This is a genomic window from Bradyrhizobium sp. USDA3010, assembly GCF_056429065.1.
The window spans coordinates 1-26,545 of sequence record NZ_JBWJZD010000020.1; the positions used below are offsets into that span (position 1 = coordinate 1).

At 65.0% G+C, this 26,545-nt stretch carries 24 protein-coding genes; 14 read left to right on the forward strand and 10 right to left on the reverse strand.

Features of this window, described 5'->3' with window-relative positions:
* Window positions 1–340 precede the first annotated feature (340 nt).
* The 3 genes from AC066Y_RS26410 (at window position 341) to serA (ending at window position 2,786) form a co-directional block, all read left to right on the forward strand.
* Window positions 341–637, forward strand: a complete 297-nt coding sequence (locus AC066Y_RS26410; RefSeq protein WP_478276411.1) for a hypothetical protein — start codon at window positions 341–343, stop codon at window positions 635–637.
* Window positions 638–795: 158 nt separating this feature from the next.
* Entirely contained in the window at window positions 796–1,164 is a 369-nt protein-coding gene (locus AC066Y_RS26415) for a BA14K family protein (protein ID WP_478276412.1), read from the forward strand.
* Between the two features lie 368 nt (window positions 1,165–1,532).
* Window positions 1,533–2,786 (forward strand): phosphoglycerate dehydrogenase, encoded by a 1,254-nt coding sequence (serA, locus tag AC066Y_RS26420; protein WP_478276532.1) that lies wholly within the window; start codon window positions 1,533–1,535, stop codon window positions 2,784–2,786.
* A 9-nt stretch (window positions 2,787–2,795) separates the two neighbouring features.
* Here the strand turns inward: serA and AC066Y_RS26425 are convergent, their stop codons facing one another.
* Window positions 2,796–4,235, reverse strand: coding sequence for a helix-turn-helix domain-containing protein (locus AC066Y_RS26425; protein ID WP_478276413.1), 1,440 nt, complete (start codon window positions 4,233–4,235; stop codon window positions 2,796–2,798).
* A gap of 145 nt (window positions 4,236–4,380) precedes the next feature.
* On the opposite strand from AC066Y_RS26425, the gene AC066Y_RS26430 reads away from it, so the two are divergent.
* Together AC066Y_RS26430 and AC066Y_RS26435 are read left to right on the forward strand one after the other, a co-directional pair.
* A complete protein-coding gene (locus AC066Y_RS26430; RefSeq protein ID WP_478276414.1) occupies window positions 4,381–6,009 on the forward strand; it encodes an isocitrate lyase in 1,629 nt (542 codons plus the stop codon).
* 224 nt (window positions 6,010–6,233) lie between these two features.
* Entirely contained in the window at window positions 6,234–6,761 is a 528-nt protein-coding gene (locus tag AC066Y_RS26435; RefSeq protein ID WP_478276415.1) for a DUF4269 domain-containing protein, read from the forward strand.
* 9 nt (window positions 6,762–6,770) lie between these two features.
* Here AC066Y_RS26435 and AC066Y_RS26440 read toward each other — a convergent pair whose 3' ends face one another.
* The 7 genes from AC066Y_RS26440 to AC066Y_RS26470 all read right to left on the reverse strand — a co-directional run bounded on the left by AC066Y_RS26440 (window position 6,771) and on the right by AC066Y_RS26470 (window position 15,383).
* Complete coding sequence (locus tag AC066Y_RS26440) at window positions 6,771–7,985, reverse strand: PepSY-associated TM helix domain-containing protein (RefSeq protein ID WP_478276416.1); 1,215 nt, start codon at window positions 7,983–7,985, stop codon at window positions 6,771–6,773.
* Window positions 7,978–9,003, reverse strand: coding sequence for an extracellular solute-binding protein (locus AC066Y_RS26445; RefSeq protein ID WP_478276417.1), 1,026 nt, complete (start codon window positions 9,001–9,003; stop codon window positions 7,978–7,980). Before AC066Y_RS26445 ends, AC066Y_RS26440 begins: the two co-directional genes overlap by 8 nt.
* Window position 9,004: 1 nt before the next feature.
* Window positions 9,005–11,338 carry a TonB-dependent siderophore receptor gene (locus AC066Y_RS26450; RefSeq protein WP_478276533.1) on the reverse strand — a complete coding sequence of 778 codons (2,334 nt, stop codon included), beginning with the start codon at window positions 11,336–11,338 and terminating at the stop codon, window positions 9,005–9,007.
* A gap of 279 nt (window positions 11,339–11,617) precedes the next feature.
* Window positions 11,618–11,851 (reverse strand): hypothetical protein, encoded by a 234-nt coding sequence (locus AC066Y_RS26455; protein ID WP_456721238.1) that lies wholly within the window; start codon window positions 11,849–11,851, stop codon window positions 11,618–11,620.
* 211 nt (window positions 11,852–12,062) lie between these two features.
* The gene (locus tag AC066Y_RS26460; protein WP_478276418.1) at window positions 12,063–12,989 is read right to left on the reverse strand and encodes an acyl-CoA thioesterase; all 927 of its coding nucleotides are present in this window, start codon (window positions 12,987–12,989) and stop codon (window positions 12,063–12,065) included.
* Window positions 12,989–14,104 (reverse strand): Rv3169 family protein, encoded by a 1,116-nt coding sequence (locus tag AC066Y_RS26465; protein ID WP_478276419.1) that lies wholly within the window; start codon window positions 14,102–14,104, stop codon window positions 12,989–12,991. The genes AC066Y_RS26460 and AC066Y_RS26465 overlap by 1 nt, the downstream gene beginning before the upstream one ends.
* Window positions 14,105–14,159: 55 nt before the next feature.
* A complete protein-coding gene (locus AC066Y_RS26470; protein WP_478276420.1) occupies window positions 14,160–15,383 on the reverse strand; it encodes an ABC transporter substrate-binding protein in 1,224 nt (407 codons plus the stop codon).
* Window positions 15,384–15,585: 202 nt separating this feature from the next.
* Here AC066Y_RS26470 and AC066Y_RS26475 point away from each other — a divergent pair, with 202 nt between their 5' ends.
* The 9 genes from AC066Y_RS26475 to AC066Y_RS26515 all read left to right on the forward strand — a co-directional run bounded on the left by AC066Y_RS26475 (window position 15,586) and on the right by AC066Y_RS26515 (window position 24,436).
* The gene (locus AC066Y_RS26475; protein ID WP_478276421.1) at window positions 15,586–17,139 is read left to right on the forward strand and encodes an acyl-CoA synthetase; all 1,554 of its coding nucleotides are present in this window, start codon (window positions 15,586–15,588) and stop codon (window positions 17,137–17,139) included.
* The gene (locus tag AC066Y_RS26480) at window positions 17,136–18,206 is read left to right on the forward strand and encodes a phosphotransferase family protein (RefSeq protein ID WP_478276422.1); all 1,071 of its coding nucleotides are present in this window, start codon (window positions 17,136–17,138) and stop codon (window positions 18,204–18,206) included. Before AC066Y_RS26475 ends, AC066Y_RS26480 begins: the two co-directional genes overlap by 4 nt.
* Window positions 18,203–18,712: a hypothetical protein gene (locus tag AC066Y_RS26485; RefSeq protein ID WP_478276423.1), complete on the forward strand. Its 510-nt coding sequence runs from the start codon at window positions 18,203–18,205 to the stop codon at window positions 18,710–18,712. Before AC066Y_RS26480 ends, AC066Y_RS26485 begins: the two co-directional genes overlap by 4 nt.
* 188 nt (window positions 18,713–18,900) lie before the next feature.
* Window positions 18,901–20,160, forward strand: coding sequence for an aromatic ring-hydroxylating oxygenase subunit alpha (locus tag AC066Y_RS26490; RefSeq protein WP_478276424.1), 1,260 nt, complete (start codon window positions 18,901–18,903; stop codon window positions 20,158–20,160).
* A complete protein-coding gene (locus tag AC066Y_RS26495; protein ID WP_050425761.1) occupies window positions 20,160–20,657 on the forward strand; it encodes an aromatic-ring-hydroxylating dioxygenase subunit beta in 498 nt (165 codons plus the stop codon). The genes AC066Y_RS26490 and AC066Y_RS26495 overlap by 1 nt, the downstream gene beginning before the upstream one ends.
* A gap of 101 nt (window positions 20,658–20,758) precedes the next feature.
* Complete coding sequence (locus AC066Y_RS26500) at window positions 20,759–21,553, forward strand: enoyl-CoA hydratase/isomerase family protein (protein ID WP_478276425.1); 795 nt, start codon at window positions 20,759–20,761, stop codon at window positions 21,551–21,553.
* 15 nt (window positions 21,554–21,568) lie between these two features.
* The gene (locus tag AC066Y_RS26505) at window positions 21,569–22,309 is read left to right on the forward strand and encodes an SDR family NAD(P)-dependent oxidoreductase (RefSeq protein ID WP_478276426.1); all 741 of its coding nucleotides are present in this window, start codon (window positions 21,569–21,571) and stop codon (window positions 22,307–22,309) included.
* 1 nt (window position 22,310) lies between these two features.
* Complete coding sequence (locus AC066Y_RS26510) at window positions 22,311–23,246, forward strand: alpha/beta hydrolase (protein WP_478276427.1); 936 nt, start codon at window positions 22,311–22,313, stop codon at window positions 23,244–23,246.
* A complete protein-coding gene (locus AC066Y_RS26515; RefSeq protein ID WP_478276428.1) occupies window positions 23,243–24,436 on the forward strand; it encodes an acyl-CoA dehydrogenase family protein in 1,194 nt (397 codons plus the stop codon). The genes AC066Y_RS26510 and AC066Y_RS26515 overlap by 4 nt, the downstream gene beginning before the upstream one ends.
* 121 nt (window positions 24,437–24,557) lie before the next feature.
* On the opposite strand, the gene AC066Y_RS26520 is transcribed toward AC066Y_RS26515, so the two are convergent.
* Window positions 24,558–25,373 carry an NAD(P)H-dependent oxidoreductase gene (locus tag AC066Y_RS26520; protein WP_478276429.1) on the reverse strand — a complete coding sequence of 272 codons (816 nt, stop codon included), beginning with the start codon at window positions 25,371–25,373 and terminating at the stop codon, window positions 24,558–24,560.
* Window positions 25,374–25,377: 4 nt separating this feature from the next.
* Complete coding sequence (locus AC066Y_RS26525) at window positions 25,378–26,538, reverse strand: ABC transporter substrate-binding protein (protein WP_478276430.1); 1,161 nt, start codon at window positions 26,536–26,538, stop codon at window positions 25,378–25,380.
* Between the last annotated feature and the right edge of the window lie 7 nt (window positions 26,539–26,545).

Below are 26,545 nucleotides of genomic sequence, written 5' to 3' on the forward strand. Positions count from 1 at the left end.
TCCTCCAACGCGTTCACGAAGTCGGGTCGAAAAGCGGCGAAAAAGCCGAAGCGTTCGCGCGCGCCTTCACCCCGACCGGAAATGTTCCAGCTGCCCCGCCCGGCAATCATGAATAAGACGGGCTAGCCACAATCCGAATGCCTCCATCCGGAATGCGATGCCGTCCATGGACTCATAGCCCATTTGGCCTAATTGCTTTCGACCTACTCAAACGGGTTATGAAAGCATGCACACAAGGATAACTTGCGTATTCGCGCTCACGGTTCTTTCGTCCATGCCTGCGCTGGCCGATAGCTGCGCAGATCACGTCCAGAGCACCGGCGTTCCGATGGTAACGGGCATGACCCACAAGGCCTGGATGATCTTCCCGTCGGTCAATTCCGGTGTCGCCCTCGACAAGGTGTCGCGCGCCGTTCTGGCCGAGGGTTTTGTCGGTGTGAACGTGGACAAGAAGCTTGGCACCGTGACCACGCAGCAGGAGACCACCGGATCCGGCCGCCCGCAGACGTTGCAAGTCGTCGTCCGCAAGGACGGCAAAGGCAGCCGCGTCGATGCGACGTTCATCTTGCCTCCCGGACAATTGGCTCCAGGTGTCGGCGATAACCTCTGCCGTGTCGTGAATGCAGCCGGTCAATGAACTCCGCCCATCTGTGAATCCACGCTGACGCGCGAAGTGTAACCGGCCGCGCGTGTACGGGTGTCGTCCGGTCCGACCGGGCGAGCCCACAATCCACACTTAGAGAATCGGGACGCAGGCGCCGGCCTGCATCCCACAGAAATGAAGCAGGAGAGACGATGCGTAGCGCTCACATTCTGAAAGTCGTTTTGATGGCCGCCACCGGTGCGGTGGTGTTTTCCGCCTCGGCGATGTCGGCTCCGTTACAGCACGGTGCCGGCGTTGCGGCCGCGGTGCCGGCGGTGACGGAGAAGGTCTGGTGCCGTTACGGGTCTTGCTATGACAATGGCGGCGGTGCTGCCGTCGGCGGACTGGTCGGTGGCCTGATCGGGGGCGTCATCGCGGCCGGTGCAGCCAACGCCGCCGCGCAGCAGGAAGCTGCCGCCGCCCAGCAGCACGCGACGTCTTGCGCCCAGCGTTATCGCTCGTACGATCCGGCGTCGAATACGTTCCAGGCAAAGGACGGCCGGCGCTATCCCTGCCAGTGAGCGGTGCGATGCAAGCCGCCCTGCGGGCACCGGAGCAGCGAAGTGAAACCGCCGCTCCGGACATGCCCCTCGGCGACGAGCTGAGCACGAATGGGATTGACGGAGCTCCGGCCGGTGCGCCGGAGCAGGCGTTCGAACGCCCCAGGAGCCGCGGCGGCTCTGCCGGTGAATTGACCAGCATATATGGCTGAAGTGGCCGAATCGGTTCCCGCTCGGTGTCTGGAGGCGCGGATCGAGGGGACTTCATCGGAAATCGCAGGGCGCGCCGCCCATTGCGGCTTCTGACGCGATTGTTTTCCATGTTATCACCTGATCCGTCGAAACTGCGTTCGTGCCTAACCTGCCCGAACCTACGAGCCCGGATCTTGATGATGTTGTCGCTGCCCAAGACCAAAATACGCGTGCTGCTGCTGGAGGGCGTGAACGATTCCGCAGCCCGGATGTTCGAGGCCAACGGCTATACCGAGCTGCAACGTCTGCCCAAGGCGTTGGGGCCCAAAGAGCTCAAGCAAGCGCTGTCGGGTATCCATATGCTGGGAATTCGGTCGCGGACCCAGTTGACCGCGGAAATCCTCGGGGCCGCCGACCGGTTGCTCGTTGTCGGCTGCTTTTCGGTCGGCACCAATCAGGTGGATCTCGACGCCGCGCGAAAGCTCGGAATACCCGTATTCAACGCGCCATACTCCAACACCCGCAGCGTGGCGGAGCTGACCATCGCCGAGATCGTCATGCTGTTCCGCCGGATCTTTCCGCGTTCGGTCTCCGCACATGCCGGCGGCTGGGACAAGTCAGCCGAGGGCAGCCGTGAGGTGCGCGGCAAGACGCTCGGCATCGTCGGCTACGGCAACATCGGCTCGCAGCTGTCGAACCTCGCGGAAGCCATGGGCATGCGCGTGATCTATTTCGATCAGACCGACAAGCTCCGCCACGGCAATACCGAGCCCGCAGAATCGCTCGACGCGTTGCTTGCAGCGAGCGACGTCGTATCGCTGCATGTGCCGGAGACGCCGACCACCGCCAACATGATTGGCGCAGCCCAGCTCCAGTTGATGAAACCCGAAGCCTATCTGATCAACAACTCGCGCGGCACCGTGGTCGATCTCGATGCGCTGGCGAGCGTCCTGCGCGAGGGCCGGCTGGCGGGTGCCGCGGTCGACGTGTTTCCGGTCGAACCGGTGTCGAACGAGGCGCGCTTCGTCTCGCCGCTACAGGGCCTCCCCAACGTCATCCTCACGCCGCATGTCGGCGGTTCGACGGAAGAGGCGCAGGATCGCATCGGCGGCGAAGTCGCGCGCAAGCTGATCGATTATTCCGATGTCGGGTCGACCTTCGGGGCGGTCAATTTTCCGCAGGTGCAATTGCCGGCGCGGCCGACCGGCACGCGTTTCATCCATGTTCACCGCAATGTTCCGGGCGTCATGCGACAGGTCAACGACGCGGTGTCCCGGCACGGGATCAACATCCTGGCGCAATATCTGCAGACCGATCCGGAAGTCGGCTATGTCGTGCTCGAGACCGACGTGGTCGGCGGCGAGGGCGAGGGGCTACTGGCCGATTTGAAAGCCATTGACGGCACGATCCGGGTGCGGGTGCTGTATGACGCAAACCGGCCGCAGGGGTGATCGACCGCGTCAATCCGCCGAGAAGCCGAACGGGACGCTCGAGGTTCTGAAATCGTCGGGAAGAATCTCGCGTCCGATCGGAGGCGCCGACCGCGCTGCGCAGCGCGGGCGATGGCAGACCCGGCAGGCGACGCCGATCGGGGTCGGCTCATCCGCGTTCGGCCCCTGTCCGTCGCGCGTATAGATCAGCTGGCTTGCATGCTCGGCGGCGCAGCCGATCGCGATCGCTCGCTCCACGCGGATGGCCCCGAACGCGCCGCCGCCGGCGGTCACGGTACGGGCGATCGAGAAGAACCGCTGTCCGTCGGGCAATTCCAGCCATTGCGTGACGATCTGGCGTGGCGTCTTGAAGATATCGTGGACCGACCACAGCGGACAGGCGCCGCCGTGTTTGGCAAACGGAAACCCTGCACCATCGAGCAGCTTTGAAATGTTGCCGGCAGGATCGACGCGGATCAGGAAGAACGGTACTTTCTCGAGCCCCGGCCGCTGCAGGGTCGTGACGCGGTGCGCGGTCTGCTCGAAGCTGGTGCCGAATTGGCGCGCCAGCGCCTCGAGATCGTAACGACGCGTCTCGACCGCTTTGGCAAACACGGAATAAGGCATGATGAGTGCGGCCGCCGCATAGGCCGCGAGTGCGCGGCGGGCCAGCAACTCGGCGCTCTTGCTGGTGAACTTGCCGTCTTCCACCGCCGCGCCGATCTCGCCTTCCAGTTCCAGATAAGCGAGTTGCTTGGCCAGCTGGAAATTGAGGCCTGCGGTATCGAGCGAGTCCTCGAGCAGCAACTGCCTGCGATGGAGGTCCAATCGCCGGACCGAACCCAGCATGACGTTCGGCGGCAGATAGCGGACCTGGAGCTTGTGACGCTCGCGAAGCCGCTCGATAAATCCGGCTGGTCCGGCCGGTTCATGGACGAGACGTTCGGCGGCATCGTCGAGGTTGGCGAAATTGTTGCGGCGCGCGGCGAGGAATCGCCTGACTTCCGCGACGGGATCGTTGGCGTCAAAGTTCTCCAGCCCCGGGTGGGACCCGCCGCCCACCAGGTCCGGCGCCCGTCGCTCCGCAAGTGCCAGTTGTTCTTCGCGATAGGCGGTGTAGAGGCGCAGGAACGCTTCGGTCATTCCGGGATAGCTGACAGCGAGGTCGCTGACCTCGAGCGCGGGGATGTCGATGTCGGCAAACATCGGCTCCTTCAAAACCGACTGCATGCGCGCGGTGTGATCCGCGCCGCCGTCGCCGGCGAGATCGGCCAGATCGATCTTGTAGGTCCGGGCCAGGCGAAGCAGCATATCCGCCGTCACCGGCCGCTGATTGCGTTCCAGCAGCGCGACATAGGGGGCGGAGATTTCGAGATCGGCCGCCATGTCCGCCTGAGTCAGCCCGAGATCGCGGCGCAGCCGCCGCAGCCGCGGGCCCATGAAAACGGAACGGGCGCTTGAGGTTACCATCGCCTCATCCAATTCTTGTAAGATTATTACAACAATACATCAGTTTCTTGTAAGTTATGACAAGTTTTCCGCGCCAGGTCTAGCTCCCGATGACGCCGCGCGTCACAAACGGTGCAGTTATTTCGTCACCGAAGGGATCACGAACATGAACTTCCAACCGCGCGGGATCAGCATCCAGGGGCCGGCTTCGTATCAGAGCGAGCTTGAGGCGGCCGAAGCGCTCCTCAAGACCAAGGACACCTGGAACGGTGTCACCGCCGAGGCCGTGGCGCGCATGCGCCTGCAGAACCGCTTCAAGACCGGTCTGGATGTCGCCCGTTACACGGCTGCGCTGATGCGCGCCGACATGGCCGCCTATGACGCCGACAGCACCAAGTACACCCAGTCGCTCGGCTGTTGGCACGGCTTCATCGCGCAGCAGAAGCTGATCTCGGTCAAGAAGCACTTCGGCACGACCGACCGCCGTTACCTCTATCTGTCCGGCTGGATGATCGCTGCGCTGCGCTCCGAATTCGGGCCGCTGCCCGACCAGTCGATGCACGAGAAGACCTCGGTGCCGGCACTGATCGAAGAGCTCTACACCTTCCTGCGCCAGGCGGATTCCCGTGAGCTCAACGACATCTTCCGCGCGCTCGATGCGGCCCGCAAGGAAGGCGACAAGGCCAAGGAAAAGGCGCTGATCGAGAGGATCGACAACTTCCAGACCCACGTCGTGCCTGTTATCGCCGACATCGACGCCGGCTTCGGCAATGCCGAGGCGACCTACCTGCTCGCCAAGAAGATGATCGAGGCGGGCGCCTGCGCCCTGCAGATCGAGAACCAGGTCTCGGACGAGAAGCAGTGCGGCCACCAGGACGGCAAGGTCACCGTGCCGCATGAGGTGTTCATCGCGAAGATCCGCGCCTGCCGCCATGCGTTCCTCGAGCTCGGCGTCGAAGACGGCATCATCGTGACCCGTACCGACTCGCTCGGTGCCGGCCTGACGCAGCAGATCGCCGTGAGCCACAAGCCCGGCGACATCGGCGACCAGTACAACAGCTTCCTCGATTGCGAGGAAGTGACGGCTGCCAATGCGCGCAATGGCGACGTCATCCTCAACCAGAACGGCAAGATGATGCGTCCGAAGCGTCTGCCCAGCAATCTCTACCAGTTCCGTCCCGGCACCGGTGCGGATCGCTGCGTGCTCGACTGCATCACCTCGTTGCAGAACGGCGCCGACCTGCTGTGGATCGAGACCGAGAAGCCGCATATCGAGCAGATCGCCTCGATGGTCGATCGCATCCGCAAGGTCATTCCGAACGCGAAGCTGGCCTACAACAACTCGCCGTCGTTCAACTGGACGCTCAACTTCCGTTGGCAGGTCTACGACGCGATGAAGGAAGCCGGCCAGGATGTCAGCAAGTACAATCGCGCCGAGCTGATGAAGGCGGAGTACGACGAGACGCCGCTGGCGAAGGAAGCCGACGAGCGTATCCGTACCTTCCAGGCGGATTCGGCCAAGCGCGCCGGCATCTTCCATCACCTGATCACGCTGCCGACCTATCATACGGCTGCGCTGTCGACCGACAATCTCGCGCGGGAGTATTTCGGCGACCAGGGCATGCTCGGTTACGTCAAGAACGTGCAGCGCGCGGAGATCCGTCAGGGCATCGCCTGCGTGAAGCATCAGAACATGGCGGGCTCCGACATCGGCGACGATCACAAGGAGTACTTCGCCGGTGAGGCCGCCCTCAAGGCGGGCGGCGCGCACAACACGATGAACCAGTTCGGCTGATCGATCGAACAGGTCATTTGGACATCGGCTGGACAGGCGGGATTGCGAGGCAGTCCCGCCTGTCTGCTCGTTTGGCGGGGCGATTCGACCACGGTGACGCGGTCGAATTCGCCCCGTAGCGTTTGCAAGACCGTTCCTGTCAGGCTTCCGCCCGCTCGTCGAGGTTCCCTCATTTCACGCCAGCGTGGTATTGCGTCACTGCGACCTCGAGGGCAGACCGCGCGATGACTGTCGGGCACTATGCATCCGCCGTCACCAGCTCCGCCGTGATGGAGCTGCTCAAGCCGTTCGATCCGCGCATCGTCGGAACGCTGTCGCTCGGCCTTGCCGTGCCGGGCAGCGACATCGATATCGTCTGCAATGCGCCCGATCCGAATGCTTTCGCGGAGATCGTTTGGGCCCACTACCGATCGGCTGTTGATTTCGTGCTCTACCGATGGACCTCGGGAGCGCGGCCGGCCATTGCCCGCTTTGTGTGGGATGGCTGGCCGTTCGAACTGTTCGGTGACCTGCGTCCGGTCGGTCAGCAGCAGGGCTGGATCCATTTCGAGGTCGAACGGCGGCTGCTCGCGCTTGATGACGGACGGCTGCGGCGAGCCGTCGGCACGTTGCGGGCAGATGGCCTCAAGACCGAGCCTGCGTTCGCCGCCGTGCTCGGGATATCGGGCGATCCCTATCGCGGATTGCTCGAGCTCGCGGCCGAAACGGACGCCGCGTTGCGCGCCCGGCTCGTGGCGTGCGGCTTCGGCTGATCGCGAGGTTCATTCGCCCGGAACGAGGTGGCCCATCGGCTGTCGCGCGAGGCGCCGGTGCTTGCGACGGGATAGATAGAGCAGCAGACCGGTCACGGCGAACAGCGGCATCATGGCGGCGGCCAGCATGAAGGCGAGCTTGCCGGGCCAACCCAGGATGGCGCCGCGGTGGATGTCGAGCACGCCGGCAAGGACGCGCTCGCCAAACGTCTTGTCCGCGTAGCGATCCGACGCGATGACGCGGCCGGTGACGGCGTCGATCCGGAATTCGTCGCGCACGCTCTCGAGCGACGAATCCCGCGGCCATGACCGCACGCGCACCGCCGTGCCCGCGCCGACCGGCAGGGTCAGCAGGACCCGTCCGTAATCGTTGTTCTCCTGCTGCAGGAACGTGGTCCAGACCCGATCGAAGGCGAGCGGCTTTGCTTCGGCCTTCGCTTCGATTTTGGCATCGCCCTTGCCCGCGGCGGCCGCCGCGCCGCGTGGTGGCTTGGGCTGCATCGCCGCATCCGTGGCCTGAGGCCGTGCCAGGAGCCAGTTGGCGCCGGCCTTGTACCACTCGAACGAATACCACAGGCCGGTCAGCGTCATCACCAGATAGACCGGCAGCACCCAGGTGCCGATCACGGCGTGCAGCGAGCGGTGCGGGCCGCGCCCGCGCAGGCCCAGGTTTGGCTTCAGCCACATCTTCACGCTGCGCGCGCGATGCGGCCAGCGCAGCACGAGGCCGGTGATCAGCATCACGATCAGGCAGATCGCGGCTGACCCGGTGATCTTCCGGCCCATGCCATTGCCGTCGCCGGGCAACAGCAGCCAGCGATGCAGCCTGCGGACGGTGGCGAAGAAGTCCTCGCCGCGCGGCGAGCCGAGCAAATGTCCGTCATAGGGATCGACATAGACCGAGGAGGGACGTGTGCCGCCTTCGCTGCGGGCGAAGCGGATCCATACGGCCGCCGATGGATCGCTCGCCATCGTCACGGCGGAGGCCCGGCCGAAGTCGCCGGCCGACTGCAGCCGTGCGACCAGCTCATCCGGTGTCAGCCGCCACGTCGCACTGGCGTCGACGCGCATGATGTGGCTGTTCAGGCTGGCCTCGATCTCGTCCTCGAACGCCATCGTCGCGCCGGTGATGCCGACCACAGCCCACAGCAGCGCCAGCACGAGGCCGGCGAGGGAGTGGACCTGCAGCAGCGCGGCCTTGATCGGGCGGCGGACATCACTCATCGAACCCGGCCTTTCGGATCAGTGCGATTGCGGCCGCTTGATGCGCGGCGATCTCGTCGACGGGGAGAGCATCGGCAGCGAACGATCCTATTCCCTCCATGATCGGCGCCCGCTTTGCGGTCGCAAGCACGGGGTATTCCAGCTCGGCGGACGAGAAGATCGTCTGGGCCTCGGGTGTGACGAGAAATTCGAGGAACGCGCGCGCCGCGGCCGGATGCGGTGCGTGCCGGCCAACCGCGGCGCCGGTCAGGTTGATGTGACTGCCGCCACTTTCAAATGCAGTTGGAACGGACTTCACCGCGTCCGCCCATGCGCGCCAGTCATTGCCTTCGCGGCCGTCGCGGAGCTGGGCGAGCGCGACCGTGTTGCCGATCCCGATGTCGCAGCGTCCTTCCGCGATCTCGCGGATCACGTCGTTGTCCTTGCCGTTCGGCTTGTGGACGAGATTGGCCTTCAGCCCGGCGAGCCAGCTCTGCGTCGCATCTGTTCCGTGATGCGCAAGATAGGCCGCGATCAGCGCGACATTGTTCTGGTGCGCGGCTGGCCGCATGCACAGTTTGCCGCGCCATCTGGGATCGGCGAGCTCTTCATAAGTGATCGCCGCGAGCGGGTTGTCCTTGCGTGCGAACACCACGCGCGGTCGGATGGCGAGCGCGATCCACTGGCCGTCGCCGCCGCGCAGGTTCGCGGGCACCGCCTGGATAAGCGCCGGCGATACAATCGCCTGCGTCAGCCCGCGCGCGGCAAGCTGGGTCGTCTTGTCGAGACCGATGGTGAGCAGGACATCCGCGGGCGAATGGTCGCCTTCCGCTGTCAGTCGCTTGACCAGGCTGTCCTCGACGAAGACGGTGTTGACCTTGGTGCCGGTCGCTGCCGTGAAGGCCGCGATAACAGGTTCGACCAGATTGGCTTCGCGGGTCGAGTAAAGCGTCAACTCGTCGGCGCGGACCGGGGTGCAGGCGCACGCGAGCGCGGCCAGGGCGGCCAGCAGTCCGATCGCTGTCCGTGCCGTGGCCATGCTAGAATTTCACCGTCGCCGAAAGCGAGAAGCGCCGCGCGTCGCCCATCGCCACGGCCAGATTGCTGACGGCCGAGGGATAGTAGACGGTATCGAACAGATTCTTGACGTTGAACTGATAGACCACCGGGAACGTCTGGACCTTGGTCTCGTAGGTCGCAAAGACATCCGCGACGGTGTAGGCCGGCAGCAGGAAGCTGTTCGTGGCGTCGCCGGGCCGGTCGCCGACATAGCGCGCGCCGCCGCCGAGACGCAGCCGGCCGGGCAGGGTGGTGCCGAAATCATAGACCAGATAGAGCGAAGCGGTGTTGAGCGCGACGTTCTGCAGCGCCTTGCCGGCGAGCGTCGGATCATCGGTGACGCGCGCATCGGTATAGCCATAGCTGCCGATCATGCTCCAATTGTCGGTTAGCCTGCCGGTGACATCGAGTTCGACGCCGCGCGAGCGCACCTTGCCGGCGGTGCGGTACTCGACAATGCTGGTCGCAGGGTTGAGCTGCGAGACCAGCACGTTCTTCTTGTCGATATCGTAAAGCGCAAGCGTGCCGGAGATCCGCTTGTTGAAGTCGAACTTGACGCCGGTCTCCCACTGGGTGCCCTGTTCCGGGGCGATGTTGGAGCCGATCACGACGCCGCCGGTGAGCGGCGCGATGGTCGAGGTCGGCTTCAGCGACTGGGTGTAGCTCGCATAGAGCGAGACCTCGTCGGTGAGCTTGAGGATCGCGCCGCCGAGCGGCAAGGCCTTGTCCTGCGAGACGTTGGTGTTGGTGATGAAGGGGCGTCCCTTGCCCGCGATCTGGTCGTATTCCATGTAGCGCACGCCGCCGACCAGCGCGAAGCGCTCGGTGAGATGCAGCGTGTCCTGGAAGAACAGCGACCACTGGCCGAGCTTGTCGGTCTGGGCGCTGTCGATGGCGGACACGGTGGTGCCCGGCGTGATCAGCCCATAGACCGGATTATAGAAGTTGAAGGTCGGCGTCGCCTGCCGGATCAGATTGTCGCGGTAGATCGTGCGGTACTGGCCGTCGCCGCCGAACAGCACCTCGTTGCGGAAACCGCCGAGCCAGACATTGCCCTGCAGGTAGGAGGTACCGTAGCTCGCATTGCTGAGCGAGCCCTGCGTGCCGTCATTGCTGCGGGTCTCGACGCCGGTCTTGGTGTTGATGCCGGTGACGCGGAGCTGGTTGGCGCTGAACGTCTCGGTGTTGTAGCTGTAGGCCGCGAACAGCTTCCAGTCCTGGTTCAGCCGATGCTCGACCGAGGCCTGCATCAGGTCGGAGGTGCCCCACACGTTGTTGAAGGGCTCGTCGAGCCGGCGCGTCGCCGGGATCGCCAGCGGCGCCTTGGTCACGGGATCGAATGCGGTGCCGCGGTCGAACGGCGTGATGAACTCGCGGTGCTCGTAGTTGAGCTGGACGGTGGTGTTCTCGCCGTACCAGGCCAGCGACGGCGCGACCAGCATTTCGCGATGGCGTCCGAAATTGCGCCAATAGTCCTCGCTCACGCCATAGCCGATGAAGCGATAGGCGAGGCCGCCATTGCCGATCGGGCCGGTGATGTCGATGGTGCCGTCGGCGCCGGTTCTGGAGTTGGCGAAGGTCGAGCCGAGCAGGGTGACCGAGCCATGTTGATAGAGCTCGGGGCGCTTGCTGATCGTGTTGACGATGCCGCCGGGATCCATGATGCCGTAGAGCAGCGACGCCGGGCCCTTCAGCACTTCGACGCTCTCGACCGCAGCGTTGAGGCTGCGGCCCTGCACCAGCGGCATGCCGTTACGCATGATCGAGCCGTCGCGGTTGTCGCCGAAGCCGCGGCGCATCACCGCGTCCTGGGTGCCGGCCAGCGTGTTGCCCTGGGTGACGCCGCTGACATTGGCGAGCGCGTCGTCGAGATTGCGCGGCAGCTGATCCTTCAGCACCTGCTCCGGCACGACGTTGACGGTCTGCGAGGTGTCGAGCGGTGAGGCGCCGCTGCGCAAGGTGGTTGAGCTCGGCATCGCGCGATAGTGTAGTTTGGCTTCGTTCAGCACGGCGGCGGCAGCTGCCGCACGCTCCGATGGTGTCGGTGGGGTCGGCTGGGCATTCCGGCTGCGCTGCCGTGCCGCGCCGGCCGACTGCGTTCGCGGTGCGGACCGCGCCGAACTGGCTGCGGGCTTGCGCTTCTGTGTCGGTTGCTCGACCGTGACCGGCGGCAAGGGGACGCTCGATTGGGCGCTTGCCGGCGTCACCGCCGAGGAGATATCGGCGAGCAGGAATGCTGCGCCGATCAGCAGGTGGGTGCGGCCATTGTCGGCGGTAGTTCGACGGTCGCCGACAACCCGGCCATCAGCATTCACAGGCACTCTTGCACTTCCGATTCACGCGAACTCGTTCACGCCGCGCCTCTAGCAGTCGGCGCGCGTGAAAAGAACCGGAGCAGACTTGAATCCCTCTAACCGGATAGGATTTGAATCGTTCTAAGACGCAACGAGGCTCGCGCGTGTGCGCGAGCCCCGCATCTCATGACTTGATCGTCGCGCATGCGCGTCAAATGGTCGCGCGATCCTCGCATGAGGTGAGCGGTCGTTGTCCTGTCACGCCTCAAGCGTAGGTTAACTCATGTGGCGCGATGCGCCTCACGACATCGCCAGGCTGACGGGTGCGGAGCCGACCATTCCTGTGCTCACGCCGTCGCGTGCCATCGATTCGATTGCGGTCCAGTTCTCGCGGAAGATCCGCGCGGCCTCGTTGGCACTTTCCGCCTGGATCGTCAGACTGCACGCGCGTCTCGCGCCATTGCTGGCCAGCTGGAAGTAGAGAACATATCCAGACGGTTCCGCGCTCCGTGCGCCCGACGGTGCCTGCTGCATGTAGGTTTTCCCCAATCGTGTTTTTGTTGCGCCACCCGCAGGCAGGATTGGACCGAGATGCGGCACAGTCGTGGTTCAAAATGCGCAATCTGCACGATTGCGCATTTTGTCTGCCGGTGTTGCCGGGATTCAACAGGTCATGGAACCGGTGATGAACGGCGGCTACAACTCAGCCGCGATCACGACGCCGTCTCAGCTGTTGCAGCGTGACCTACGCATCGCCATCCGGATGCACCATCAGGGTTTCTTGGATCGAGGTCGCGAGCATCGACCCATCGCGGTCATGGACGCGGGCGATCGACAGCCCGCGGCCGCCATCGGCGCAGGGGCTCTCGGTCTCGACATGCATCCAGGCGTCGGGCGAAAACGAACGATGAAACCAGATGCAATGGTTGAGGCTCGACAGATAGAGCGGGGCGCGCGACTGCAGGTCGCGGAGATGGCCGCCGACGCTGGAGAAATTGAGCCACCAATCCGACAGATAGGCGAACACCGCGGCCTGGGCGCGGGAACCGGCGGCGAGCGGCTGCCGGCATCTGATCCAGAAGCGCAGGCGCGGCTCTGCCGTCGCGGCCGAGAGCTGACGTTCGATCTCGGGGATGCGGAAATCCATGCTGGGCTTGATCTGCGGCGAATAAGGACCGAGCGGTCGTAGCTGCGCCATCAGCTCGTCGGGGATCATGGTCAGATCGGGCAGGCTTTCGGGATCTTCCGGCGGCGCAAACGGCACTGCGTGTCGCGGGCCCCGCTGCGCCGCGCAGAACGTAGCCTGCGCGCTCAGCACGGTACGGCCGTCCCCCTGGCTGCCCACGACGTGGCGGGAGGAGAACCGCTTGCCGTCCTGCAGAACCTCCGCATCAAACGTGATGCGACGGTCGGGATCGGCGCCGCGCAGGAACAAGAGCTGCAGCATCGCCGCCGGGCGATCTTCGGGCGCACTGAGCGTTGCGGCCATCATGGCCTGGCCAAGGATCTGGCCGCCATAGGAACGACCATTGAGATTGCCGTCGCCGCAGCGGCTGCGATAGCGCAGCGGGGCAATGGTCTCGAGCGAGACCAGCGCCTCGGCCGCCTTGTCGTCCCACGGATCGCACGCGGCTTCATTACCCTCCGCGGCGTGGATGTCTTGCCCGTCCATCACATCGCCGGGAATTTCTGCGGTCCCGGATAGAGCGGATAGCCGGCGGCAACGCCATATTCGCTGATGCCGAATCCGGTTTCGTTGCCGCTTTCGAGCCGGACGACATGGTCCGACAGCGTGCGTGCGACGGCGCGCGTTGCCGCGTCGTCGAGGTTCCAGATGTCGTGGGCGGCATGGTTCTCGCCGCGGTCGTCGCCATGGGTCCAGCCTTGCAGGCCGCCATACATGCCGGCCTTCAGATAAAATCGCGTCGGCAGTCCGTGCATCCTGACGCGGCGCGGCTCGCCGCGATCGAAGCCAAAGGTGAAATCGGCCGCCGCGATGGTCTGGCCGAGCGGATCGTCGGCCCACTCGATCGCGTGCTCGACCGAGGTCACCTCGCGATGCGAAACCGATCCGTCGGCTTCGCGGCGGAACTCGCTGCCCGAGAGGTAATGCGGTTTGCCCGGCGTGCGCTCCTTGATGAAGATCGACAGCGCCGACGTCTCGAACTGGAACATCGACCAGGTCCAGAAGAAATTGCGATGGGTTGCGACCGGCGGCCTGGTCTCGTCGGTGCGCATCTCGGAGCGCAAGCCCCAGGAGCGGTCGCGCTGTCCCCACCACCGCTCGGGCTCGATCTCGTAGCGCTTGCCGTCGGCGACGATCCAGCCGCGCCAGCGGCCGAATTGCGAGACGCGCGCGAGGTCCTCTTCGACGACGCCGTTGCGCTCGCGAAAGTTCTGCTTCTCCTGCGCCGCCGGAAAGCTCGCCTTGAACTCGAGCTGAAAGCTGATCCCGGACGGATTGTCGGCGAGCGACAGCCGATGCAGGCCCATGCCATCGACGATCTCGACCTTGAGCCCGCCGACTTCGGTCTCCAGCGGACGCGTCCCGAGCCGGCGCGAGGCACGGAAATTGTGCTGGCGACGGCCGATGGTGATGCCGGCAAAGCCGTCCATCACGTTGCGGTTCGGGTAATAGCCGAGCCCGATGTCGATCAGCAGCTCGCTGCCATCGATCGGATGCGCGGTGTACCAGTAGCGTTCGGTGAAGCGGATATCGCCGCCGCCTGCCTTGGCAAACGGCTGCGGCGTCTGGTGGCCGATGAGATCGTCCTGGGCTGTCAGCATTGTTCTTGTCCTTGGTGTTTGAGCCGGTTCGGTCACTCGCATGCGAGCCGCGTGATCAATCCTTGGCCGGGCCCGCGCCCACGATGTCGCCGAACAGCACCCAGGTCTTGCCGTCGAAGCGGGCGAAGCGGCGTTCGGTGATCGCCGCGTAGTCCTGCGGCGTGGTCTGGATGGTGATGCCCGGGAGCAGCATCGGCAGCTTGATGCCGCTGAGGTTGGTGGCTTGCTTCAGCACGTTCTCCCGCGTGAGATTGTCGCCGCAGCGCTGCAGGATGATCGCGCCGAGCTGGGCCGTGGTGTAGCCGGTGACGGCGATCACGTCGTTCGGGTCCATCCCCGGCATGTATTTGGCGGCGAAGGCGAGATAGTCGGCCATGCCCTTGTCATTGGCCCATGCCGGATCGTTCGGCGTCTTGTAGGAGGTCGTGGTCAGGATGCCGGTCGAGGCCTCGATCCCTGCCGGCACCAGCACGCCGGCGATCGAATTCGCGGTCGAGCCGAGGAAGATCAGCGGCTTCCATCCGAGCTCGTGAATCTTGCGGATCGCCATCGAGGCGAATTTGTTTTGCGCGGCGATCAGGATGGTGTCGGCGCCGGACGCCTTCAAATTCACGATCTGGGAGTCGATCGTGGGCTCGGTCGATTGATACATCGCCTCCTTGACGATCATCGTGTCGGCTTTCGCGCCCAGTCCTTCCTTCAGGCCAAGGACAAAATCCTTGCCGATGTCGTCGGCCTGCAAGAGCACGCCGATCTTGGCATCCGGCTTCTCGCGCAGCACGTATCGCGCGATGATCCGGGATTCGTTGACGTAGGTCGGCGAGTAGGGCGTCGTCCAGGGGAACTGCTTGGGGTCGTTCCAGCGGGTGCCGCCGCTCTGCACCAGGAGCTGCGGGACGCCATTGCTGTTGAGGTATTTCTGGATCGCGGCGTTGGTCGGCGTGCCGAACGGCGCCATGATCGCGAGCACCTTGTCGTTCTCGACCAGCGCGCGCGTCACCTCGACGGTCTTTGGCGGGCTATAGGCGTCGTCGCGGGTTACGAAATTGATGTGGCGGCCCTTGATGCCGCCTGTCTCGTTCAGCATCGTGAAATAGGCGAGCATGGTCTTCGGGAAGCTCGCATAGATCGATGCCGGTCCGCTGTAGGGCGCATTGGCGCCGAGCAGGATCTCGGTGTCGCTGACCCCAGGACCATAAGCCTTCTGGGCGTTCGCTGTTCCGAGCGCGCCGGTGAGCGCGAACGCCCACACGGCAAGCGTGACGATTGGCTTCCGCATCTTCCCCTCCCATGACGCCCTCTTTCGCGGGGCTCGTTGATCCCTGCGGCGGTGCCTTCAAGGGCTTTACCCGTCGCGTCGGCTGTGTAATAATAGACCGTCTGTCCGGATTATCAACTGAAATCTCCGGGCGGCGTATCGGCTTCACGCATGACGGAAACATCCGCAGGCGCGCGCGGCCGCATGGCGGTGAGGAGGAAACATGAAGCTGACGCAGGCGCTCATCTCGGCGGTGCAGTTGCGCAAGGATGCGCCCGGCACCATCCATGCGGGACGGTCGCGAAGCTGGAAGGAGATCGGCCGGCGCGTCGCCTGCGTCGCGGGCGGACTGCGGCGGCTCGGCATCGAGGCCGGCGATCGCGTTGCGATCCTCGCGCACAACAGCGACCTCTATATCGAGGCGCTCTATGCCATCGCCTGGGCCGGCGCGGTCGCAGTGCCGCTCAACACACGCTGGGCGGTCGCCGAGAATGCCTATGCGATCGACGATTCCACGCCAAAGCTGTTGCTGGTCGACGAGGTCTTTGCCGAGATCGCATCAAGCCTGCGTGGTGCGAAATCACTCACCGCGATGGTCTATCTGGACGAGGGACAGGTTCCCGACGGCATGCAGGGCTATGACGAGCTTGTCGCGAATGCGCCGATCGAGGATGCCTCCGGCGCCTACAACGATCTCGCAGGCATCTTCTATACCGGCGGCACCACCGGCTTCCCCAAGGGCGTGATGCTGTCGCATACCAACATCATCTATGAATCGCTGGTCTGGATCTATGCACTCCGTTTCCGCGAGGACACGCGATATCTGCACTCGGCCGGGATGTTCCATCTGGCCGGCACCTCGCCGATGATCGCGCTGACTTTGGTCGGCGGCACCCATGTCACGATCCCGAAATTCGAGCCCGAGCTCGCGATGCGGACCATCGCCGAGCACAGAGTGGATTATTGCCTGTTCGTGCCGACCATGCTCAACATGATGCTCAATCATCCGTCCTTCGGCACGTATGATCTGAGCAGCGTCAGGGATTGCGAGTATGGCGCGTCGCCGATGCCGGATGCGCTGCTGGTCAAGCTGATGCGGGTGCTGCCGAGCTGGCGCTTTCACCAGGGCTACGGCATGACCGAGAGTGCGGCGCTGGCGACGATCTTGCCGTGGGAGTACCACGCGCTGGAAGGACCGCTGGCGGGCAAGCGCAAATCGGCAGGGCGGGCGGCGCCGGGTGTCGAAATCCGCATCGTCGATCTCGCCGGCAACGAGGTGCCGCGCGGCACGGTCGGCGAGATCGCAATCCGCAGCGCCGGCGTGATGCTCGGATATTGGCGCAAGCCCGAAGAGAGCGCGCGGGTGCTGCGCAACGGCTGGCTGCACACCGGCGACGGCGCCTGGATGGACGAGGACGGCTTTGTCTATATCGTCGATCGCCTCAAGGACATGATCGTCTCCGGCGGCGAGAACGTCTATTCCGGCGAGGTGGAGAACGCCATCTTCCAGCACGAGCAAGTCAGGGAATGCGCCGTCATCGCGGTGCCCGATCCGCAATGGGGCGAGGCGGTGCACGCGATCGTCGTGCCGAAGGACGGCGCACGGCTCGATTCCGAGATGGTGATCGCGCATTGCCGCACCCTGATCGCGGGTTACAAATGCCCGCGCTCGGTCGACATTCGCCTTGAGCCGCTACCGCTGACCGGCTCCGGCAAGATCATGAAGTCGGCGCTGCGCGAGGAGAAGTGGCAGGGCTATACGAGGTCGGTCAATTGACGCAGGACGTTGCGAAACGATCCGATGATGTGTCGGCCGCGCCGGAGCCTGTTCGTCCGGTCACAGTCAATGACGACGCAGTGCGCGCGGCGCTCGCGCGGCATCTGTCGCGGATCTCCGGGAGTCGGACCGAGATCGGGAGATTCGGCCGCAAATCGTCCGGCTTCTCCTGGATCACCTATGCTTTCGTGGCGCGCTCTGCGGCTGACGGGGATCGCAAGCTGATCCTGCGCGTCGGTCCGCCGAACGGGCTGTTTGCGCCTTACTCGGTGTTGCCGCAGGTCTATGCGCTGCAGTCGCTCGCCGGCAGCGGCGTGCCGGTTCCGGCGCTGGTGTCATCAGAACAGCATGGCGCCGAAATTGGCTTTCCGTTCTTCATCTGCGCGCATGTCGAGGGCGACGTTCCCGCACCCTGGGCGGCGAGCGAACTCGATCCGGACCACAAGCGCTCGATCGCCCGGCAGTTCGTCGAGATCCTGGCGTCGCTGCACCGGATCGACCCATGCGGAACGCCATTCGCATCGCTGCAGCAGGGCGGAGAACGCGCCGAAGTCCGCGCGATCGCCGGCTGGCGTGCGTCGCTGGCGCGTCCAACGGCGCGCTATTATCCGCTGCTCGATTGGGGCGGACGCTGGCTTGAAGACAACTGCCCGCAGCCGCCATGCCGCACCATCGTGCATGGCGACTACCGGATCGGGAACTTCATCGAGCGCAGTGGCCGGATCGTTGCCATTCTCGATTGGGAGCTCACTCACCTCGGCGATCCCCATGAGGATCTGGCTTGGGCGATGATGCCGACCTTCAATGCCAGGAGCCGGAAGCTGTATGGCGTCCTCGAGCGTACTGAGGTGATCGATCTCTATCAGCGCGCCTCCGGCATTGCGGTCTCGGACAAGAGCCTTGCCTTCTACGAGGTCTACGCGCTGTATCAGGCGGCGGCGATCCAGATGTGCGCGGTGCGCGCCTTCGAGGTCGATCGCTTCAACGACATGCGCCTTGCGGTGATGGCAAGCCAGATGCCCTCGATCGTACGGGCCTTCGAGCGCGCATTGGAGGCCGCGGCATGAGTGTATCCTTCGAGCGGCTGATCGACGGCATCATCGATGCCCTGCAAATCCATGTCGTGCCGAACAGCAACGATGATTTCGTCCGCGGGCAGGTGTTCTCCGCGATCTACGCGCTGAACGGGTTGAAGCTCGCCGCCGACTGGAAGGCCGGGCCGCTGCTGGAGCAGGTGCGTCTGCAGGACGATACTTTTGCTGCGGTCAAACGATTGGCGGACGGCATGATGCATCCGGAGATTCCAGCGATGCCGCGCATCCGAAGCGACATGTCCGACGCTGCCGCGATCGAGGCGCTGCGCGACGACGGCGACCGGCAGCTGGGGCGCCTCCTGCTCTGGGCGAGCGGCGCGGACGCGCGTGCGGCCAATCGCGATCTCGCGACCGGGATCGAGCAGCTGCTGCGCCGGGCGATCTGCGACCAGCTCAAGATCGAGCTTGCGACGACGCCGAAGTCGATGCTGCAGCAGATCGCAGGCGGCGAACGCGACGGCGGCGCGGCGCAGGGCTGAGACGGTTTTGCCGCCGTCCACCGGGGGGTGCATCGTTGTGCGCTGCTCCGGGAACCAGCCGCGGTGTTCGCAAAGAAGCTTGCAGGCCCGTCGCGCACGTGTTATTCATTAACCGAACGGTCGTTCGGATTATTATTGGCGACCGGTGAAGACATCCGCGGCAAGCGGCCGGCGAGGGAGACGGAGCGATGAACATGATGACCGGCGTCTCGCCATGGGAGCGGCTGATCCGGCCCGACCGGGTGCACGGATCGCTCTACACCGATCCCGAGATCTTCGAGGCCGAGCTCAAGAACATCTGGTACCGGACCTGGGTCTATGTCGCGCACGAGAGCGAGGTCCCGAACGCCAACGACTACGTCGTCAAGTCGATCGGCCCGCAATCCGTGATCATGACGCGCGACGAGCAGGGCAAGGTCAATCTGCTGCTCAACCGCTGTTCGCATCGCGGCAACCAGGTCTGCTCTTTTGAGCGCGGCAATGCGCGCTCGTTCACCTGTCCGTTCCACTCCTGGACCTTTGCCAATGACGGCCGCCTGGTCGGCTATGCCTTCCCGGACGGTTACGAGGGACAGGACAAGTCGCAGCTCGCGCTCGGGCGGGTGACGCGCGTCGAATCCTACCGCGGCTTCGTGTTCGGCTCGTTCGCGGCCGATGGCCCGACCCTGAAGGAACATCTCGGCGGCGCCGCCGAGACCATCGATCGGCTGGTGCGCACCTCGCCGGAGGGCGAGGTCGAGATCACCGCGGGCTTCCTCAAGCACCGCGTCAAGGCGAACTGGAAGTTCATCCTGGAGAACGAGTGCGACGGCTATCACCCGGCGTTCGTGCACACCTCGATCTTCGGCGTCGCCGACAGCATGATCGGCAAGCTCTACGGCGGCACCTCGGCCGCGCTGACGCGCGACTACGGCAACGGCCATACCGAGATCGATTTGCGTCCCGAGTTCCGCAAGCGCGACGCGCCGATGAGCTGGTTCGGCACCAGCGAGGAGCGGCTGCCCGACTACACCACGCGGATGAAGACCGCCTATGGCGACACCGCGGCGCGCGAGATCATGATCGACGGCACGCCGCATGTGATGATTTTCCCGAACCTGTTCATCGCCGAGATCCAGATGTTCGTGATCCAGCCGCTCGGCGTCGACGACAGCGTGCAGCACGTCACCGCGCTGCAATTCAAGGGCGCGCCCGATCTGAACCGCCGGCTGCGCCAGCAGACGATGGGCTCGGTCGGCCCAGCCGGCTTCCTGCTCGCGGATGATTCCGAGATGTATGAGCGCTGCCATCGCGGCGTGCTGGCGCGCAATCCGGAATGGATCTTCCTCGGCCGCGGCGAGAAGCGCCAGCGGCAGGACGAGCTCGGCTTCACGGTCGGCCACGTCACCGACGAGGTGCCGTCGCGCGGCATCTGGACCCATTATCGCAAGCTAATGGAGCCAGCCTGATGCTGTCGCGCGAGAGCAGTGCTACGTTGATGAGCGCCATCACCGCCTTCCTCTATCGCGAGGCGCGGTTGCAGGACGAGCATCAATATGAGGCCTGGGAAAAGCTCTGGACCGACGACGGCGTGTATTGGGTGCCGGCCAACGGCGCCGACATCGATCCGGAGCGGCAGATGTCGATCATCTACGACAACCGCTCGCGGATCGCGCTGCGCGTCCGGCAGCTGATGACCGGCAAGCATTTCACCCAGACACCGCAGTCGAACCTGCGCCGGCTGATCTCCAACATCGAATTGATGGATGAGCAGCCGGACAATGGCGACATCGCGGTCGCCAGCAACAGCCTGATCTTCGAATCGAGCCTACGCGACGACACGCTGTGGGCGGCGCGCAACGAATACCGGCTGCGTCATGTCGACGGCGAGTTGCGGATGGCCAGCAAGAAAGTCATCCTCGTCAACAACGACAAGGCGATCTACACGCTGTCATTCCTGGTCTAAAGCGCGATGACTTCATCGCGCTTTAGAAAATTGTTTGCGCATGATCTGTCCGGAAAACCGCTTCACACGTTTCCGGGTCATGCTTTAGGGAAGGTCTCGCCATGATCGACAAGGGTCCCGTTCTGCTCGACATCGCCGACGGCATCGCGCGGCTGCGGCTCAACCGGCCCGACGCGGCGAACGGCATGAGCGCCGAGCTGCTGAGCGCATTGTGCGACGCCATCATGGTCTGCCACGGCCATCCGGATCTGCGCGTCGTGCTGCTGAGCGGCGAGGGCAACAATTTCTGTGCGGGCGGCGATGTCCGCGCCTTTGCCTCCAAGGGCGAGAAGCTGCCCGACTATATCCGCCAGGCGACCGCGTACCTGCAGAATGCGGTGACCGGGTTGCTGCGGCTCGAGGCGCCGGTGATCGCCTCGGTGCAGGGCTTTGCGGCGGGCGGCGGCGGCTTCGGTTTGGTCTGTGCCTCCGACATCGTGATCGCGGCGGAATCGGCAAAATTTCTCGCCGGCGCGACGCGGGTGGCGATGGCGCCGGATGCTGGCGTCTCGGTCACGCTGTCGCGGCTGGTCGGTTTGCGGCGGGCGATGTCGATCCTGCTGACCAACCCGGTCATCCCTGCCGCGGAGGCCCTGCAGATGGGCATCGTCACCAAGGTCGTGCCCGATGCCGAGCTCGCCGACGCCTCGCTCGCGCTGGCGCGAGAGCTCGCGGCCGGTGCTCCGAAAGCGCTGGCAGCGACCAAGCGGCTGGTCTGGGCCGGCACCGGCACCAGCATCGAGCAGTGCCTGTCGGAGGAGGCGCGCACCGTTGCCGAGCTCTCGGGAATGGCCGACGCGCGCGAAGGGCTCGCCGCCGTGATCGAGCGGCGCAAGCCTGTCTTCACGGGGCGCTGAGACGTGGCGGACACCTTGCCATTCGGACGTCTCGATGGCCGCCGCGCCTTCGTCTCCGGCGGGGCGCGCGGCATCGGTGCCGCGATCGTCCGCAGCTTTGCCGGGGCGGGCGCCAGGGTCGTGATCGCCGATCTCGACGTTGCCGCAGCCTCGGAACTCGCGCGGGAGACCGGCGCCGGTGTCGCCGGGCTCGACGTCAGCGATGCCACGGCCGTGCAAGCCGTAATGGCGCAGGACGGCCCATTCGACATCGTCGTCAACAATGCCGGCGTCGACCAGCACGCCTTCTTCACCGACACCACGGCGGATGATTGGGCGCGGCTGATCGCGGTCAATCTCACCTCGGTGCTGGCCTGTACCCACGCTGCGCTGCCGGCGATGCAGGCGGCACGGTTCGGCCGCATCATCAATGTCACCTCGGAGGCGGCTCGGCTCGGCTCCAAGGGCGGCGCGGTCTATTCCGCGGCCAAGGGCGGCGTGATCTCCTTCACCAGAAGCATCGCGCGGGAAAATGCACGCTTTCGCATCACCGCGAACGCGATCGCGCCGGGACCGATCCGCACGCCGATGCTGGAGCAGGCGGTCGCAAAAGGCGGCGACAAGATCCTGCACGCGATGACCGGCGCGACGCTGCTCGGCCGGCTCGGCGAGCCGGAGGAGGTTGCGGCCGCCGCGCTGTTCCTGGCTTCCGACCAGGCGGCCTACATCACCGGCGAGACGCTCGGCGTGTCCGGCGGCATGGGCATCGGCGGCTGAGATGGGCAGCGCAGGCCACGTTGTCGGGATCAATCCGGTCGATCGAGCGATCGAGCGCTTGCGCGCAATCTATCGCGGCTGGACCCGCGACACATCAGTGGCGCAGATGCGCAGCGATTGGGATGCGGCCTTTGCCGGCTGCTCGGTGCCGGTGAGGTGCGAGCCGGCTTCCGCCGGCGGCATCGACGGCGAATGGCTGGTGCCGGCAGATGCACCGCGCGACAGGGCAATTCTCTATTTTCACGGCGGCGGATTCCGCATCGGCTCGGTCGCGTCGCATCGCGACCTGGCCGCGCGGATCGCCGATGCATCCGGCTGCCGCATGCTCTCGATCAATTATCGCCTGGCGCCGGAGCACCGCTTTCCGGCCGCGCTCGATGATGCGCTGATTGCCTATCAGTATCTCTGCGGTCAGGGACTGCGTCCTGCCGACATCGCCTTCGCCGGGGACTCGGCCGGCGGCAATCTCGTGCTCGGTGCGATGCTCGCGGCGAGGGATCGCGGCTTGCCGCTGCCCGCTGCCGGCGTGCTGATGTCACCCTGGACCGATCTCACCGCGAGCGGCGCCAGCTATGAGAGCCGGGCCGAGGCCGATCCGATCCACCAGCGCGCGATGATCCTGGCGCTGGCCAAGAACTATCTCGGCAAGGACGGCGGTTCCCGTAATCCGCTAGCCTCGCCGCTTTATGCCGACCTCACCGGTTTGCCGCCGCTCCTGGTTCAGGTCGGCGACCGCGAAACCGTGCGCGACGATTCGGTGGAGCTTGCTGCGCGCGCCAAGGCTGCAGGCGCCGACGTCGAACTCCAGGTCTGGGACGGCATGATCCACGTGTTCCAGATGTTCCCCGAGATTCCGCAGGCGCGAGAGGCGATCGGATCCCTCGCGTTTTTTCTGCGCAACCATCTTCACATCGGCCATCAGAGGGCGCCACAATGAACGTCATGACGTCGGATCCGCGCCAGCTCTCTGAGACCCAATTCCATTTCCCGGAGCCGCCCAATCTGCCCGAGGAATTGCGCATGCTGCGTGAGCAGGTCCGCCGCTTCGTCGTGAAGGAAGTGGTGCCGCATGCCGAAGCGTGGGAGCGCGACGGCAAGATTCCGCGCGAGATCTATCGCCGCATGGGCGCGCTCGGTTTCCTCGGCATGCGCCATGCGGCCGAATATGGCGGCACCGACATGGGGCCGCTGGCTTCGATGGTGTTCGCCGAGGAACTCGGACGCTCGAGCTTCGGCGGCTTCACCTCGTCGATCCTGGTGCATACCGACATGTCGGCGGTGCACATCAGCCTGCGCGGCACGCTGGAGCAGAAGCAGAAATATTTGCCGGCGATCATCCGCGGCGAGACGGTCTGCTCGATCGCGGTGACCGAGCCCGATGCCGGCTCCGACGTCGCAGGTCTGAAGACGCGTGCCCGGCGCGACGGCGATCATTGGGTGATCAACGGCGCAAAGATGTTCATCACCAACGCGGTCTATGGCGACATCCTGATCGTCGCGGCGCGCACCGATCCGCACGCCAAGGGCAGCCGCGGCATCTCGTTGTTCATCGTCGAACGCAACACGCCGGGCATCACGGCAACCAAGCTCGACAAGCATGGCTGGCTTTGCTCGGACACCGCCGAGATTTCGTTCCAGGACGTGCGCGTCCGGGCGGAAAATCTGCTCGGCGAGGAGAACAAGGGTTTCTATGGCATTATGGAGACCTTCCAGAACGAGCGCATCTGCATCGGCGGCATCTGCGCCGGCGAGTCCGCCAAGGCGATCGAGCTGACGACGAACTATGTGAAGACGCGGCAGGCCTTCGGTGGCCCGCTCTGGAACCAGCAGGGCGTGCGGCTGAAGCTCGCCCAGCTCGCCGCGAAGGCGGCCGCGGCGCGCGCGCTGGCCTATCAGGCCGCCGAGCTTGCGGCGGCCGGGCAGGAGTGTTTGCGCGAAGTGTCGATGGTGAAGGCGCTGTCGCCGGAGGTGCTGCACGAGGTCGTGCATGGCTGCCTGCAGCTGCACGGCGGCTCAGGCTTCATGCGCGGCACCCCGATCGAGCGCATGGTGCGCGACGCGCGCGTCCTGACCATCGGCGGCGGCGCCACCGAGGTGATGCTGGAGGAGGTCGCCAAGCGGATGTGAGGAGGCTTGGCTCCGCTTCACCTCGCCCCGCTTGCGGGGAGAGGTCGGAACGCATCGTTAGATGCGTTCCGGGTGAGGGGGTACCGGTCTATTCACGCACACGACTCGCGGAGAGAGCCCCTCACCCCGACCCTCTCCCCGTAAGAACGGGGCGAGGGAGCACACTGGCGTCTTCGTCTAGTTCAGCTCGCACGGGCGCCGCCGGCTTACCCTGGCCGACCGTCTGCGCCGCGATGCCCGGCTTCAGCCGCCAGTCCTCGCCGAAATCCGCGAGCGGATGGAAGAACAGCGGCTCGATGGTCTCGAGCTGGCGCAGCCGTGCGGCGTAGTCGTCGAGATAGCGATGCCGCGCCGCCTCGTCGACGAAATTCACCGAATACGACACGAAGGGCGGCAACACCTTGCAGCCGGCATAGGCCAACATGCCGTTCTGGATCGGCCATAACACCACATCGAGGGCGCCGACCAGCCCGTCGGGCGAGCACATCCCGGGATGGGCGGCCGTCGAGGTCACGACCATGGCGCGGCGGCCGGCGAGGCCGCCGGTGTCGTAACGGCGGCCGGCGCCATAGACCGCGCCGTTGACGAACACGCGGTCGATCCAGCCCTTCATGATGGCGGGGACGGAGAACCACCACAGCGGAAACTGCAGGATCAGGAGGTCGCACCACAACAGCTTCTCGATCTCGGCCGTGATGTCGCCGTTGAGCGTCCCCTGTTGCAGATTGAATTTCTGCTCGCGGTCATACTGCAGCCGGTCGGGGAACCGCCGCTCGCCAAAGTCCTCAGCCGTCGCCACCGGGTTGAATCGCATGGCGTAGAGATCGGAGATCCTGACCGTATGCCCGAGCGCAGTCAGTTCCGCCACCGACCGCGCCAGCAGTGCCGCGTTGAACGACTGCGCCTCCTGATGGGCATAGACGATCAGGACCTTCATCGTTCTAGTTCACCGGTTTGAAGCTGAGCGTCGCCGTGTCGGCCTGCATGATTTGCAGCTTCTGGTTCGAGAAGCGGACGCCGGGGCCGAAGCTGATCGGCGCCATCACGCCGGTCTCGACATTGCTGGTCTTCTCCAGCTCCGCGATGGTGCAGGTCCAGGTCGGTTGTTTGCCGCAGCGCTCGATCGCTGCGATCAGGGCCTTCGCGGCGGCATAGCCGGTCATGGTGTAGCGGTTGATGCCCTTAAACTCGGCCTCCGACACCAGCGGCTTGGCTTTCTCCAGGAACGCCTTGCCGGCGGCGCCCGCGAACGGCTCGACATAGTCGACCGCATAGATGCCGTCGCCGGCCGGGCCCATCAGCTTCAGCACCGGTTCGATGCGGCCGGGCCAGAAGATGCCGGTCACCGGCTTGATGCCGAGTTTCTCGAGCTCCTTCATCATCGCGATGTTCTCGCCGATGATGCCGCCGGCCAGGAACACCTCGGCGCCGGAATCCTTCAGCTGCAGCATGTCGGACGAGAAGTCCTGCTGGCCCTTCTTGTAGTTGCCGCTGTAGACGACGTTCAGCTTCTTGGCCTTGACGACGGTATCGAAGCCGTCTCGCACGGTGATGCCGTAATCGTCGTCCTGGGTGATCAGGCCCCATTTCTTGCCGGGATTCTTGTCGGCGAGGAAATTGACGAGGTGGATGATGCCTTCCTCGTAGGATTGGCCGACTACGAACACGTTCTTGCGCGGCGGCTCCCACAGGAATTTCACCGGCGCGACGTCGATCACGGTCGGGATGCCGGATTTCTCCAGCACCGGCATCACAGCGATCGACTGGCCCGAGCCGGAGATGCCGATCATCGCAAAGACCTTGTCGACGTCGATCACCTTCTTGACGCCCTGGATGGTGCGCGCGGTGACGTAGCCGTCGTCCTCCAGCACGTATTTGATCTTGCGGCCGTTGATGCCGCCGGCGGCGTTGGCTTCGGCGATTGCGATCTTGTGGCCGATCGAGGCTGCGACGCCGAGCAGCGCCGGCGGTCCGGTCAGGGGCTCGACGTCGCCGATCAGGATCTCGGTGTCGGTGAGGCCGGGATCGGCGGCGGCGGCCGGAGCGATCGCAAGACAGGCCGTGGAAAGCAGCAGCGAGGCCGCCGCCAGATGTCTGATCATTGTCTCC

What these genes read in the sequence shown, in the direction of transcription:
- AC066Y_RS26465 (WP_478276419.1), bottom strand. Translation starts at nt 14,104, where the DNA reads ATGCTGACAGCCCAGGACGATCTCATCGGCCACCAGACGCCGCAGCCG.
- AC066Y_RS26455 (WP_456721238.1), bottom strand. Translation starts at nt 11,851, where the DNA reads ATGCAGCAGGCACCGTCGGGCGCACGGAGCGCGGAACCGTCTGGATAT.
- AC066Y_RS26500 (WP_478276425.1), top strand. Translation starts at nt 20,759, where the DNA reads ATGATCGACAAGGGTCCCGTTCTGCTCGACATCGCCGACGGCATCGCG.
- AC066Y_RS26515 (WP_478276428.1), top strand. Translation starts at nt 23,243, where the DNA reads ATGAACGTCATGACGTCGGATCCGCGCCAGCTCTCTGAGACCCAATTC.
- AC066Y_RS26430 (WP_478276414.1), top strand. Translation starts at nt 4,381, where the DNA reads ATGAACTTCCAACCGCGCGGGATCAGCATCCAGGGGCCGGCTTCGTAT.
- AC066Y_RS26440 (WP_478276416.1), bottom strand. Translation starts at nt 7,985, where the DNA reads ATGAGTGATGTCCGCCGCCCGATCAAGGCCGCGCTGCTGCAGGTCCAC.
- AC066Y_RS26490 (WP_478276424.1), top strand. Translation starts at nt 18,901, where the DNA reads ATGAACATGATGACCGGCGTCTCGCCATGGGAGCGGCTGATCCGGCCC.
- AC066Y_RS26510 (WP_478276427.1), top strand. Translation starts at nt 22,311, where the DNA reads ATGGGCAGCGCAGGCCACGTTGTCGGGATCAATCCGGTCGATCGAGCG.
- AC066Y_RS26475 (WP_478276421.1), top strand. Translation starts at nt 15,586, where the DNA reads ATGAAGCTGACGCAGGCGCTCATCTCGGCGGTGCAGTTGCGCAAGGAT.
- AC066Y_RS26470 (WP_478276420.1), bottom strand. Translation starts at nt 15,383, where the DNA reads ATGCGGAAGCCAATCGTCACGCTTGCCGTGTGGGCGTTCGCGCTCACC.
- AC066Y_RS26425 (WP_478276413.1), bottom strand. Translation starts at nt 4,235, where the DNA reads ATGGTAACCTCAAGCGCCCGTTCCGTTTTCATGGGCCCGCGGCTGCGG.
- AC066Y_RS26520 (WP_478276429.1), bottom strand. Translation starts at nt 25,373, where the DNA reads ATGAAGGTCCTGATCGTCTATGCCCATCAGGAGGCGCAGTCGTTCAAC.
- AC066Y_RS26415 (WP_478276412.1), top strand. Translation starts at nt 796, where the DNA reads ATGCGTAGCGCTCACATTCTGAAAGTCGTTTTGATGGCCGCCACCGGT.
- AC066Y_RS26445 (WP_478276417.1), bottom strand. Translation starts at nt 9,003, where the DNA reads ATGGCCACGGCACGGACAGCGATCGGACTGCTGGCCGCCCTGGCCGCG.
- serA (WP_478276532.1), top strand. Translation starts at nt 1,533, where the DNA reads ATGATGTTGTCGCTGCCCAAGACCAAAATACGCGTGCTGCTGCTGGAG.
- AC066Y_RS26485 (WP_478276423.1), top strand. Translation starts at nt 18,203, where the DNA reads ATGAGTGTATCCTTCGAGCGGCTGATCGACGGCATCATCGATGCCCTG.
- AC066Y_RS26460 (WP_478276418.1), bottom strand. Translation starts at nt 12,989, where the DNA reads ATGGACGGGCAAGACATCCACGCCGCGGAGGGTAATGAAGCCGCGTGC.
- AC066Y_RS26525 (WP_478276430.1), bottom strand. Translation starts at nt 26,538, where the DNA reads ATGATCAGACATCTGGCGGCGGCCTCGCTGCTGCTTTCCACGGCCTGT.
- AC066Y_RS26435 (WP_478276415.1), top strand. Translation starts at nt 6,234, where the DNA reads ATGACTGTCGGGCACTATGCATCCGCCGTCACCAGCTCCGCCGTGATG.
- AC066Y_RS26410 (WP_478276411.1), top strand. Translation starts at nt 341, where the DNA reads ATGACCCACAAGGCCTGGATGATCTTCCCGTCGGTCAATTCCGGTGTC.
- AC066Y_RS26495 (WP_050425761.1), top strand. Translation starts at nt 20,160, where the DNA reads ATGCTGTCGCGCGAGAGCAGTGCTACGTTGATGAGCGCCATCACCGCC.